General features: G+C 34.2%; 12 protein-coding genes. All 12 read right to left on the bottom strand.

The window, feature by feature from the left end; translation table 11 throughout:
• Positions 1–7: 7 nt before the first annotated feature.
• Positions 8–1,609 (bottom strand): flagellar basal-body MS-ring/collar protein FliF, encoded by a 1,602-nt coding sequence (gene fliF, locus Q0977_RS00625; RefSeq protein WP_299509598.1) that lies wholly within the window; start codon positions 1,607–1,609, stop codon positions 8–10.
• Between the two features lie 59 nt (positions 1,610–1,668).
• Entirely contained in the window at positions 1,669–1,974 is a 306-nt protein-coding gene (gene fliE / locus Q0977_RS00620; protein WP_119414280.1) for a flagellar hook-basal body complex protein FliE, read from the bottom strand.
• 33 nt (positions 1,975–2,007) lie between these two features.
• On the bottom strand, positions 2,008–2,463 hold the full coding sequence (gene flgC / locus Q0977_RS00615) for a flagellar basal body rod protein FlgC (RefSeq protein ID WP_124217248.1): 456 nt from the start codon (positions 2,461–2,463) through the stop codon (positions 2,008–2,010).
• A gap of 2 nt (positions 2,464–2,465) precedes the next feature.
• Entirely contained in the window at positions 2,466–2,858 is a 393-nt protein-coding gene (gene flgB / locus Q0977_RS00610) for a flagellar basal body rod protein FlgB (RefSeq protein WP_124217247.1), read from the bottom strand.
• 574 nt (positions 2,859–3,432) lie between these two features.
• Positions 3,433–4,212, bottom strand: a complete 780-nt coding sequence (gene codY, locus Q0977_RS00605) for a GTP-sensing pleiotropic transcriptional regulator CodY (protein WP_119414277.1) — start codon at positions 4,210–4,212, stop codon at positions 3,433–3,435.
• Positions 4,213–4,297: 85 nt separating this feature from the next.
• Positions 4,298–5,692, bottom strand: a complete 1,395-nt coding sequence (hslU, locus tag Q0977_RS00600; RefSeq protein ID WP_299509590.1) for an ATP-dependent protease ATPase subunit HslU — start codon at positions 5,690–5,692, stop codon at positions 4,298–4,300.
• Complete coding sequence (gene hslV / locus Q0977_RS00595) at positions 5,689–6,237, bottom strand: ATP-dependent protease subunit HslV (RefSeq protein ID WP_119414275.1); 549 nt, start codon at positions 6,235–6,237, stop codon at positions 5,689–5,691. The genes hslU and hslV overlap by 4 nt, the downstream gene beginning before the upstream one ends.
• A 19-nt stretch (positions 6,238–6,256) precedes the next feature.
• Positions 6,257–7,156: a tyrosine recombinase XerC gene (gene xerC / locus Q0977_RS00590; RefSeq protein ID WP_119414274.1), complete on the bottom strand. Its 900-nt coding sequence runs from the start codon at positions 7,154–7,156 to the stop codon at positions 6,257–6,259.
• Positions 7,157–7,548: 392 nt separating this feature from the next.
• A complete protein-coding gene (gene trmFO / locus Q0977_RS00585) occupies positions 7,549–8,865 on the bottom strand; it encodes an FADH(2)-oxidizing methylenetetrahydrofolate--tRNA-(uracil(54)-C(5))-methyltransferase TrmFO (protein WP_119414273.1) in 1,317 nt (438 codons plus the stop codon).
• Between the two features lie 28 nt (positions 8,866–8,893).
• Positions 8,894–10,969, bottom strand: coding sequence for a type I DNA topoisomerase (gene topA, locus Q0977_RS00580; RefSeq protein ID WP_299509582.1), 2,076 nt, complete (start codon positions 10,967–10,969; stop codon positions 8,894–8,896).
• 93 nt (positions 10,970–11,062) lie between these two features.
• On the bottom strand, positions 11,063–11,959 hold the full coding sequence (gene dprA / locus Q0977_RS00575) for a DNA-processing protein DprA (RefSeq protein WP_124217245.1): 897 nt from the start codon (positions 11,957–11,959) through the stop codon (positions 11,063–11,065).
• A 102-nt stretch (positions 11,960–12,061) separates the two neighbouring features.
• Positions 12,062–12,964 (bottom strand): succinate--CoA ligase subunit alpha, encoded by a 903-nt coding sequence (gene sucD, locus Q0977_RS00570; protein WP_119414270.1) that lies wholly within the window; start codon positions 12,962–12,964, stop codon positions 12,062–12,064.
• Positions 12,965–12,968 lie beyond the last annotated feature (4 nt).

The raw sequence follows: 12,968 nt of genomic DNA, 5'->3' as shown, positions 1-12,968 counted from the left end.
CCTCCCATTAATCTTCTGAAATCCATGTTCTTAATAATTTTGCAAATTCATCTGGCTTTTCTTTTGCCATTTTTTCAAGTTGTTTTCTTCTTAAAGTTGTTTCGGTTTCTTTCTCATCAGAAATATCTTCAATATCTAATTCTTCTTCGTCTTCATAATCATATTCATCCTCATCGTACTCTTCTCTTCTAGAACGAACGATAAAGAATACTAGTAAACCAATGACAACTAATAAAATTCCACCTATTACATATATCCACCATGGGATAGAACTTTTTTGTGCAGTTGCCATTTGTGCTTTACCATTCATCTTTTCAACTGCAACTGTTACCTTTTGATTCACTTGTGCATTAGTTAGCTGGCCTGCCTCGTTTTTGTCAATTGACGTACGTACAATTGAAGCCAGCATATTTTTAATATTATCTTGTGTAGCTTGTGGCAATGAAGTTGGATCACCCGGTTTTGGTGGTTCAACTAAAACTTGAATTCCAATATCACGAACTCGATATGGACTTTCTGTAATTTTACGTTTAATACGATTAACTTCGTAATTTACTGTGTCCTCTGTTTTTTCATAATCACCATTGCCATTCGTTGTAGATTGATAATCTGTGAAATTATCCGTATTTTGATCTGCTTCAGGTGTACCACCTGCCGCATTTCCTGTACCTGTATATGTTTCGTTGATTTTTTGAGCACTTATTTGAATACCAGCCATATTTTCCTTATCTACTGGTTCAACTAAATTTTCTTCTCTTTTTTCTTGTGTAAAATCAATATCAGTTGTTACAGTAACAGCAGCTTTTCCAGCTCCCATTAACTGACCTAACATTGTTTGAACTTGACGTTGGAGATCTCGTTCAATTTGCTTTTTAATCTCTAATTGTTTATTTGAATCAGAAGATGAAATACCATCCCCAGTCGAAGCAGTTTGGGTATTTAAATCGTAGTATTCAAAATATTGATTGGTAATAACGATATTTTCTGGTTTTAAATTCGGCACACTTTTTGATGCCAAATTATACAATGTCTTAATTTGAGACTCTGTAAACTGATATCCTGGTTCGGTATTTAATACAATTGATGCACTTGCTTCCTGCTGAGTATCACTAACAAAAACACCCTTTTCAGGTAATGTAATCATTACTTTTGCATCTTTAACGCCTTTTACATCTTTCATAAGATTTGCAAGTTCGGTTTGCATTGACGCTAATTTTAATACGTTGAACTCATTATCCGTCATACCAAACCCGGCATTTTTTGAAAAGAAGGAGTAATCAATTTGCCCCGATTGCGGAAAGCCTTGCGAAGCTAAGTCTACTTTTAAATTATCGACTTGATCTTCCGGTACTGAGATAGCTGTTCCACCATTTGTTACCTGATATTTAACTCCCTTTGAATCTAATTGTTCTTTAATTTGCCCTACTTCAGCAGCTGATAAGTCTGAAAACAAAGGTGCATATGTTACTCTAGTTGTGAAATATGTAATAATTGATGCAATGAGTAATATTGCAATAATAGAACCGATAATGGTTCCTTTTTGCACTTTTGTTCGACTACTCCAAAACCCACTAAAGTTGGCTTTGATATTCTTTAGTCTTTCCTTCATTTTGAGCCTCCGGTCATAGTAAATGATTCATCGTTATAAAAAGCCGATAATCATTTCTATTAAACTGTCATTCGCATGATTTCTTGGTAAGCATCAATGACTTTATTACGAATTGATAGGGCAGTATTTAATGTAATATTCGCTTTTTGCGCCGAAATCATTACATCATGAAGCTCTACATTTTCTCCATTAACTAACTTATTAGTCATAGTATCAGAAGCTACTTGACTATCATTAACGGTTGAAATAGCATCTTTTAACATTGTTCCAAAGCTTTCCTTCTTATCAGATGGAATTGTTTGTGCAACGCTTTGTGTCATTGTTGGTTGCGTTGGTTGTAGAACCGAAATTTGTGAAATAGCCATTTCCCTTCATCCTTCCTTAATTAGAATCACCAGTTACTTACCAATTTCAAGTGCTTTAGAAAGCATTGATTTGTTTGCATTAAATACTGTTACATTTGCCTCATAAGATCTTGTTGCTGAAATAAGATTTACCATTTCTTTTAATGAATCGACATTTGAGGTTTGTACATAACCATCTTTATCTGCATCTGGATTTGTTGGATCGTATACAAGTTTATATGGCGTTGAAGTATCTTCATTTATGCTTGAAACTTTTACACCATTCCCCATTTTGCCATTTCCGCCCATAGCAACATTTAAATAATTCGAAAAACTACCTTCCTTCGGTGTTAATGTAACAGTTTTCCGTGTGTAAGGAACCCATTTCCCATTAACCCTCTTAGCACGTGTAGTATCCGCATTAGCCATATTAGATGATATAACATCCATTCGTAGACGTTGCGCTGTTAAGGCAGAACCAGTGGTGTCCATACTATGAAAAATCGACATCGCTAATTACCTCCTTTAGCAACAGTTAAAAGAGAATTCAGTTTTCCATTTTCTCTTTCAATTAATGCATTGTAATAGATTGTATTTTTCGCTAAACTCGCTTGTTCTTTATCCATATCTACACCATTTCCATTTTCTCTATAAGAGTTATTGGAATAACTATACACGCCTGGGGCTTTAGAATCTGTTTGGAAGTCAATATGCTTATCATTTGTACGATATGCCTTTATGTATGATTCTTTAGCTTCTGTCAACATCTTGCTAAAACTTACATCTTTAGCCTTATAGTTAGGTGTGTCGACATTTGCTATATTTTGTGCGATTGTTTTTTGTTTAACACTCGCATATGATAATCCACTTTCGATATTACTTATTGTTCCGCTAAATAGGCTCAAATTTTTCACCTCAATTCGACTTTTTTTGTCAAATTCTCTTAAATTTCAATACGTTATAATTGTAATAAATATGTTATAAAGTGTCTATCTAAAATAGCTTATTTTTAGTAGGCAAAACAAACTATTTTTGTTCGCAAAATAGTTTGTTTTATTTTTTAACTCAATCCTTAAATACTACTTTTCGATTATAAATGTTTTATACTATTACAATGTTAAATACGTTTAATTGCTTATTTTTAAAGAGTTAATGAAATAAACTCTATTCTTTAAAAACAGTCTGTGAAATATTATCTAGTTCTTTCGTCACTTAATATTAAAACTTTCATTTTACTAGTACTATCACACGTAAAAAATCATTTTTTTAACAAAAACAAAATATTCAGAATGAATAGAAATATTTTTCGTTCTCTCTCTTTTTTTATTATCTTGCGTTTATTACCTACATCGTGGCTACAAATTTCGACAAATTTATATTGGATAATTTTTTACAATCATATATGTATCTTCTTTAAAACAAAAAAACTATCTTTTCTTCAAAAGTAGAAAAGATAGTTTCATCATTAATCAATAAATTTTAGCGCATTTTTATTTCTGCTAATGCAGTAAGGAATTTGTTATTTAATACTTTGATATAAGTACCTTTCATCCCTAGAGAACGTGATTCAATAACACCAGCAGATTCTAATTTACGTAACGCATTAACGATTACGGAACGAGTAATTCCCACTCGATCTGCAATTTTAGAAGCTACTAGTAAACCTTCAGAACCATCTAATTCTTCAAAGATATGTTCGATTGCTTCTAGTTCACTGTATGATAATGAGTTGATAGCCATTTGTACAACAGCTTTACTGCGTGCTTCTTGTTCGATTTCTTCAGATTTTTCACGTAAAATTTCCATTCCAACAACTGTAGCACCGTATTCAGCTAAAATTAGATCATCATCTTCAAATTTACTTTCTAAACGTGCTAGGATTAATGTTCCTAAACGTTCTCCACCACCATTGATTGGTACAATAGTAGTTAAACCTGATTTGAAAATTTCTTGAGCTTCAACCGGAAAAGCACTGTGTTGGTCAAAAACATCTAAATTTGAAGCAGTTTCTGAGAAGTCATATAAGTTGCGAGTATATTCTTCTGGGAATTGGCGTTGTTCAAGCATTTTTTTAAAACGTTCGTTTTCGATTTGTTGGTTCACTGCAATACCTAATAACTTACCTTTACGACTTACAATATATACGTTACTATCGATTACTTCACCAAGCTTTTCTGCCATTTCTTTAAAGTTAACTTGTTTTCCTGCTGATGCTTGTAGCATGGAATTAATTTTTCTTGTTTTAGCTAATAAATTCATTTTTATTTAGCCTCCTGTAAAATTTTCTTAAATTTATGCAATATTCAAAAGGTTTTAAATTTTGCGCAATACATTAGATTATAAACTATAAAATAAACTGTGACAAATCTTTATTCTTAACAATTTTGTTAAGTTTTTCATCGACATACCCTTCTGTAATTTCTATATGTGCTGGTGAAATATCTGCCGCTTCAAATGATAGTTCTTCTAATAACCGTTCAAGTATTGTATGCAAACGTCTTGCACCGATATTGTCTGTATCCTGGTTAACATTTGTTGCAATCTCTGCAATGCGTTCAATTGCTGCATCCGTAAATACAATCTCAATACCCTCCGTTGCAAGAAGCGCTTGATATTGAATAATCAATGAGTGATCTGGTTCTTTTAAAATACGAATAAAATCTTCTTTTGTTAATTTTTCTAATTCAACTCGAATTGGGAATCTCCCTTGTAATTCGGGAATCAGATCCGATGGTTTTGACATATGAAATGCTCCTGCTGCAATAAACAAGATAAAATCCGTACGAACAGGTCCATATTTTGTATTAATTGTTGAACCCTCAACTATCGGAAGTATATCTCGTTGCACTCCTTCTCGAGATACATTTGCACTTCCTCCACTACTATTACTTCTAGTAGCGACTTTATCAATTTCGTCAATGAAAATAATTCCTGTTTCTTCTGCACGACGAATTGCTTCTTCAGATACTTCGTCATTATCGATTAATTTGTTAGCTTCTTCAATCGTTAAAATTCGCCTTGCATCTTTTACTTGTAATCGGCGTTTTTTCTTTTTGGGTGGCATAAAACTTGAAAGCATATCACCCATGTTCGTTCCACCCATATCAAGGCCACCAGGAATCATACCCATCATATTCGGTTGTTGTTCTGTTACTTCAATGGTGATCCATTCGTTTTCTAATTTTCCATCTCGTAATTTCTCAGCAATTTGAGAACGTTTTAAACGAACTTGCGAATCTTCTTCTTGTTTTTCTTCAGAGTCTTCACTTTTTTGTCCAAATAAAGCTTCAAATGGATTTTGTGTAGCTTGCTTTTTTTTCATACTTGGCACTAATAATTTCACAATTTGGTCATTTGCTAATTTTTCAGCTTGTTCTTTAACTTCTTCTTGTTTTTCTTCTTTTACAAGGCGATTGGAGATGTCCACTAAATCTCGAACCATAGATTCAACATCCCGACCAACATAACCTACTTCAGTAAATTTTGTAGCCTCCACTTTAAGAAATGGTGCTTTCGCAAGACGTGCTATACGACGAGCAATTTCAGTTTTACCGACACCAGTTGGCCCTATCATCAATATATTTTTAGGAATTACTTCATTTCGAATTTCTTCAGATAATAATTGTCTACGATAACGATTACGTAAGGCAACGGCTACAGCTCTCTTCGCTTCTGTTTGGCCGACAATATAACGATTTAAATACTCTAACATTTCTCTAGGGGTCTTTTGTTGTATCATACTTCTAGATCCTCCACGATAATATTATGGTTTGTAAATACACAAATATCTGCTGCTATTTCTAACGATGCTTTCGCAATTTCTTTCGCAGTTAATATATTTCCACTATATTGTTTTAAAGCTCTTCCGGCAGATAAAGCATAATTCCCACCAGAACCAATTGCTAAAATGCCATCATCTGGTTCAATCACTTCACCAGATCCAGATACTAATAGTAATGTCTCACTATTCATCACTAGTAAAAGGGCTTCTAACTTTTGAAGCATCTTATCCCCACGCCATTGTTTAGCAACTTCTACAGCAGCTCTTTGCAAATTTCCGTTATATTCCATCAATCTACTTTCGAACATTTCAAATAATGTAAAAGCATCTGCCACAGATCCAGCAAAACCAGCTAGCACTTTACCATTGTATAAACGACGAACTTTTTTTGCTGTATGTTTCATTACTACAGAGTTTCCTAACGTAACTTGCCCATCGCCTGCCATAGCACTTTGACCATTATGCTGTATGGCAAATATTGTTGTTGCATGCAAATCCATAATTTAAAACCTCCTCAAAATATTAAGCTCTTGGGTGAGCATTCATATATGTGTTTCGTAGATGTTCTTTTGTTACATGTGTGTAAACTTGCGTTGACGATAAATTAGAATGTCCTAATAATTCTTGAACAGTTCTCAAATCCGCCCCATTATTTAATAAATGGGTTGCAAACGTATGTCGTAACATATGTGGATATATGTTAGTATGTAACTCCGCTTGTTTCACCATGTCATTTAAAATATATCGAACGCCTCTTGCAGTTAGAGCTCCTCCTCGCATATTTACAAATAGTTTTGTATGCTTTATATCTTTAACAAGTTTAGGACGAGATTCTGCTAGATAGTGTTGCATGGCTTCAGCTGCAAAATGTCCAAATGGAACATACCTCTCTTTTCTACCTTTCCCCATCACTCTTAAGATATTCAATGAAAAGTCAACATCTTTCAGTTCGATTGATGTTAGTTCACTTACTCGGATGCCAGTTGCATAAAGAAGTTCTAATAAAGCCATATTCCTTAGTGCCTTAGGGTCTTCTCCCTCATTTGACTCAAACAGCTTCGTTAGTTCCTCTTCATAAAAAAAGTGGGGTAATCTTAATTCTTTTTTGGGATGATAGAGAGCTTGGAACGCTGTATCGTCCAAATTATATTCTTTATTTAAAAATTTGAAAAAAGAACGGATTGAAGAAATCTTCCTTGATATTGTCGTTCTTGCCTTTTTTTCTTCATACAATTTCGTTACAAAAAGTCTGGCGTGTATGTATTCAACTTGCGTTAAATCTTCCACACCTTCTACTTGAAGGAATGTATAAAAATCAAGTATATCCTTTTGATAATCACGTACCGTTAATGGAGAGAAGTTTTTTTCTAATTGGATATAAGTAACAAACTGTTCAAGTGCCTGTTTAAATTGAATGTTCATAGGAACACCTCATCTACTCACGTTTTCTGTTCTATTTTCTCACTGTAACACAATTAAATAAAGCGAAAACGCTTTCCACAACTTAGACTATGGCAATTTTCAGTAGATTTATGACATTTTTTTGTATGAATATTTTATTAAACATATTTTATGTGTAGTATACCTAATTATGGAAGTATTTATCCTAAAAAAAACCGATTAAACGCAAAAAAAAATAATTGCAAAGAAAAAAGCCCTTAAAAGTATAACAACATTTAAGGACTTACGCAAACTATTAAACAAAATTTTAACAAATTTAAAATCCAAGACACTGGATAATTATATACAATATTATTTTTTATGTCTCATTTGAAATTTATTTTGGATTTTCTACTCATTAAAAGTGTAAAAATCTATAGTACTTCTATTGTGGATTTAAATTGTTTTAATGCATTTAAAGCACGTTCTGCATGCTTTTCTCCACGTTCTTGTTTTGATTTAATTTTTTCACCTAGAGCTGGGAAAAGACCAAAGTTCACATTCATCGGTTGGAAATGTTTTGGATCGGCTTCTGTTATATAACGAGCCATACTTCCTAAAGCAGTTTCAGCAGGGAAGATATATAAATCTTGTTGTAATGCTAAATGAGCTGCATTAATCCCAGCGATTAAACCACTTCCTGCTGATTCTACATAACCTTCTACACCTGTCATTTGACCAGCAAAGAAGATGTTTGGCTTACTTTTTAGTTGATATGTTGGTGCTAAAGCTTTTGGTGAATTGATAAATGTATTTCGATGCATAACTCCATAACGTACAATTTCAACATTCTCTAATCCAGGAATCATACGAAATACTTCTTTTTGTGCACCCCATTTTAAATGTGTTTGGAATCCAACGATATTATATAGTGTTCCTGCTGCATCGTCTTGACGAAGCTGAACTACTGCGAATGGTCGTTTTCCAGTCTTAGGATCTTCTAAGCCTACCGGTTTCATAGGCCCGAAAAGCATTGTTTTTGGTCCTCTTTCTGCCATAACTTCAATCGGCATACAACCTTCAAAATACTTTTCTTTTTCAAATTCGTTTAAGGGTGCTTTTTCTGCTTCAACAAGTGCTTTTTGGAATGCATAGAACTCATCTTCTGTCATAGGACAGTTTAAATAAGCAGCTTCACCTTTATCGTAACGAGATTTTAAGTACACTTTATCCATATCGATACTGTCTTTTTCAATAATAGGTGCTGCAGCATCATAGAAATATAAATAATCTTCTCCTGTTAATTGTTGGATTTTATCAGCTAAAGCTTTTGAAGTAAGTGGACCAGTTGCAATAACTGTAATCCCTTCATCCGGAATTTCTGTTACTTCTTCATGAATTACTTCCACAAGTGGGTGATTTTTTACTTTTTCTGTAATATATCCTGAGAATTCGTGTCTATCTACAGCCAATGCACCACCAGCTGGTACTGAACAATTGTCAGCAGCTTCAATAATGATTGAGTCCAATTGACGCATTTCTTCTTTAATTACGCCTACTGCATTAGTTAAATTATTTGCTCTTAGTGAATTACTACAAACTAGTTCAGCAAATTTATCTGTATGATGTGCGGGTGTTTGTTTTACTGGGCGCATTTCATATAGTCGAACTTGTACGCCTCTTTTCGCGATTTGCCAAGCAGCTTCACTTCCAGCTAAACCTGCTCCGATTACATTTACAATTGGTGTCATTCTATTATTTACCTGCTTTCTAACTAAATCATTGTGTAGTTTCTTCTTTATAATCACAACTTGTACATTGGACTTGAATACCTTTTTTAATTTTCTTTTCTACTAATAATTCATTACATTTCGGACATGGACGGTTGATAGGTTTATCCCATGAGACAAAGTCACAATCTGGATAGCGGTTACATCCGTAAAAAATGCGTTTTGTCTTACTTTTTCTTTCGACGATTTCGCCCTCTTTACATTTTGGACATTTCACACCGATCTCTTTCACAATTGCTTTTGTATTACGGCATTCTGGGAAATTACTACAAGCCATAAATTTTCCATATCGTCCTAACTTAAAGACCATAGGTGATCCACATTGTTCGCAATCCTCACCTGCTGGTTCATCCTTAATCTCTACTTTTTCCATTGCAATTTCTGCATGTCTCAAATCCTTTTCAAATTTCCGATAGAAATCATCAATAATTTGAACCCATTTAACGTTACCATCTTCAATACTATCTAAGTCCTTTTCCATTTGCGCAGTAAATTCAATATCAATAATTCCCGGGAAAAATTCAAGCACTAATGAATGGACAATTTCCCCAAGTTCAGTAGGAACAAATCGTTTCGCTTCTAATGTAACGTAGCCACGCTTTTGAATAGTGTCTAATGTTGGTGCATAAGTAGATGGTCTTCCTATACCTAGCTCCTCTAACGTTTTAACTAGACGTGCTTCTGAGAAGCGTGGTGGCGGTTGAGTGAAATGTTGTTTCGGTTCAATTTCTAAACTATTCACAACATCACCTTGCTCCATTGGAGGAAGAAGTTTATCTTTTTCTTCTTTTTGATCATCAGAACCTTCAATATAAAGCTTCATAAAACCAGGGAATTTTACATTTGAGCCAGATGCACGGAAGATGATTTCACCATTTTGTAAATCTGTGGTTACTGTATCTAATATTGCTGGTGCCATTTGGCTTGCAACAAATCTTTCCCAAATCAAACGATATAATCGCAATTGATCTCTAGATAAGACTGCTTTCAATTGATCAGGATGACGCAATGTACTTGTAGGTCGAATAGCTTCATGCGCATCTTGTGCATTTTCTTTATTTTTTGCTTGTTGAGTAATTAAAGTCGTATACTCAGATCCATAATTTTGTTCAATATATTCATGAGCTTCTTTTTTAGCTGTTTCAGAGATACGTGTAGAGTCTGTACGCATATATGTGATTAAACCTACTGTACCTTCTTTTCCAACATCTATACCTTCGTATAATTGTTGCGCAAGCATCATTGTTTTTCGAGCACGGAAATTCAACTTTCTAGCAGCTTCTTGTTGTAAAGATGAAGTAGTAAATGCAGGTGAAGCATTTCTTTTACGTTCTCTTTTAACAATTTTTTTCACTTGAAAATCGTTGCCATTGATTTGGTTAAGAATTTCTCCTACTTCTTGTTCATTTGATAATTTAATTTTTTCTTTTGCTATTCCATAAAATGAGGCATCAAATGTTTTTTTGCCTTTTTGGAAATTCCCCTCAATTGTCCAGTATTCTTCCGGTTGGAAGTTCTTGATTTCATTTTCACGGTCAATAATCAGACGTAATGCTGTGGATTGAACACGACCTGCTGATAATCCTTTTTTAACTTTCTTCCATAATAAAGGGCTAATATTATATCCAACAAGCCTATCTAAAATTCTTCTTGCTTGTTGCGCATCAACTAAATCCATATCAATTGGACGTGGATGCTTAAAGGACTCTTTAATCGCATCCTTTGTAATCTCATTAAATACTACACGGCAATCTGATTCAATATCAATATTCAAAGCAGTTGCTAAGTGCCAAGCTATTGCTTCCCCTTCACGGTCTGGATCGGCTGCGAGATATATTTTCTTTGCTTTCTTCGCTGCAGATTTCAAATCTTGTAAAACGGGGCCTTTACCACGAATCGTTATATATCTTGGTTCGTAATTGTTTTCTGTATCAATAGCCATTTGACTTTTTGGAAGGTCGCGTACATGACCTATTGAAGCTTTTACTTTATATTTTTTTCCTAAATATCGCTCGATTGTTTTTGCTTTTGCGGGCGATTCCACTATAACTAAATAATCCGACATTAAATTTCCCCCTTATAGAGGTGTTGTTTCATTTTCCAAAAGAAATACCTGTTGCAAAATGTATAACAGAATTTGTATTTTTGCAACCCTTTTTCATTTAGAAAGTAGAAATCCTTCTATTTCTTCTATAATTTGATAACCGTTCCACACAGGCATTGCACCTTCTAATAGCAATTTATGTGGTCCCTTAGAAAGTGGTTTTGTTATATCACCTGGCACAACGAATATATGCTTACCGTTTTCTAAACCATGATCAATCGTACTTAAAGTACCACTTTTTTCTGCTGCCTCAGTAACAAGTATCCCTTCAGACATACCACTTATAATACGATTGCGCATCGGAAAATGCCATTTTTGTGGTTTTACATATGGCGGATATTCGCTTATAAGCAAATGTTCTTTCTCCATAATTTCAGCTAATTTACGATTTTCTTTTGGATAAAGGTGAAACAAACCATGACCTAATACTCCAATTGTTTGACCAGAAAATTTTATTGTTGCTTCATGAGCCATGCGATCTGCACCTTTAGCTAACCCACTAACAATAACATACTTTTGTTCTACTAATGGTGGTATTATATAGTTTAATATTTTTTCAGAATAATTTGTAGCTTGTCTTGAACCAACTATTGCAATTCTACGCCAATTCTTCAAAATATCAACTAATCCTTTTGTATAAAGTACAACTGGTGGGTCATATAATGCAAGTAATTTGTTGGGATATAATGAATGATGAAAAGGTATGGGGAAGATATTATGTGCCATATACGCTTCATTTAATGGGGAATTAAGCGTTTTTATATAGTTTTCTTGTAAAATTCCAGCTTTTTCGACAGATAAATTCAAATATCCAGCTAGTTTTTGAGTAGATATTTGATCTAATTGTGTTAAATCTGGATCTACTTCAAACAATTTCTGCAACCTGTTAAGGGGAACAGGAAACACATAATGTAGTGCAAGTAATCTTTCTGTAAAATTTACATCGTACATAACTTCCCTCCATTAATATGCAATTATACTTTAAACAAACAAGCTTTATCAAAGACTATTTATAAAGAAAGTGCAGTACTATTTTAGTACTACACTCTCATTCTAATGGGTTTTACACTTTTCGTACAAGCCCTTTTCTTTAATCACTCGAATAAATGTTTCGCCAATAACTGATGGTGTTGGAGCTACTTCGATACCGCATTCATTCATCTTTTTGATCTTTTCTTTTGCAGTACCTTTACCACCTGAAATAATAGCTCCTGCATGCCCCATACGTTTACCAGGAGGTGCTGTTTGACCACCGATGAATCCTACAACAGGTTTTGTCATGTTTGCTTTAATCCATTCTGCAGCTTCTTCTTCAGCTGTACCACCGATTTCTCCAATCATGATAACTCCATATGTTTCTGGATCTGCTTCAAATTCTTTTAATACATCTATGAAGTTTGTGCCGTTTACAGGGTCCCCACCAATTCCGACTGCTGTAGTTTGGCCAATGCCTTCTACCGTTAATTGATGTACTGCTTCATATGTTAATGTACCAGAGCGAGATACAACACCTACATGACCTTTTGTATGAATATATCCTGGCATAATACCAATTTTACATTCATCTGCAGAAATGACGCCCGGACAGTTTGGTCCTATTAAACGTGTTTTCTTTCCTTCCATATAACGTTTAACATTTACCATATCAAGTACAGGTATATGTTCTGTAATACAAATCACCATATCAAGTTCGGCATCAACAGCTTCCAAGATTGCATCTGCCGCAAATGGTGCCGGAACATAAATAACAGAAACATTAGCACCTGTTTCATTTTTTGCTTCCAAAACAGTATTAAATACTGGTACACCCTCAACTGAAGTACCAGCCTTCCCTGGAGTCACACCTGCTACTATTTTAGTACCGTATTCAAGCATTTGTTTGGTATGGAAAAGCGCTGTCGAACCTGTAATGCCTTGTACCAATACTTTTGTATCTTTGTTGATATAAATACTCATCCTG

This window comes from uncultured Rummeliibacillus sp., assembly GCF_934216135.1.
Lineage (GTDB): Bacteria > Bacillota > Bacilli > Bacillales_A > Planococcaceae > Rummeliibacillus.
This window is presented reverse-complemented; position numbering and strand designations above follow the sequence as displayed.

Coding starts and splice junctions, on each gene's coding strand:
- fliE (WP_119414280.1), bottom strand. CDS start 1,974: ATGGCTATTTCACAAATTTCGGTTCTACAACCAACGCAACCAACAATG.
- trmFO (WP_119414273.1), bottom strand. CDS start 8,865: ATGACACCAATTGTAAATGTAATCGGAGCAGGTTTAGCTGGAAGTGAA.
- hslU (WP_299509590.1), bottom strand. CDS start 5,692: ATGATACAACAAAAGACCCCTAGAGAAATGTTAGAGTATTTAAATCGT.
- topA (WP_299509582.1), bottom strand. CDS start 10,969: ATGTCGGATTATTTAGTTATAGTGGAATCGCCCGCAAAAGCAAAAACA.
- xerC (WP_119414274.1), bottom strand. CDS start 7,156: ATGAACATTCAATTTAAACAGGCACTTGAACAGTTTGTTACTTATATC.
- flgC (WP_124217248.1), bottom strand. CDS start 2,463: ATGTCGATTTTTCATAGTATGGACACCACTGGTTCTGCCTTAACAGCG.
- codY (WP_119414277.1), bottom strand. CDS start 4,212: ATGAATTTATTAGCTAAAACAAGAAAAATTAATTCCATGCTACAAGCA.
- sucD (WP_119414270.1), bottom strand. CDS start 12,964: ATGAGTATTTATATCAACAAAGATACAAAAGTATTGGTACAAGGCATT.
- dprA (WP_124217245.1), bottom strand. CDS start 11,959: ATGTACGATGTAAATTTTACAGAAAGATTACTTGCACTACATTATGTG.
- fliF (WP_299509598.1), bottom strand. CDS start 1,609: ATGAAGGAAAGACTAAAGAATATCAAAGCCAACTTTAGTGGGTTTTGG.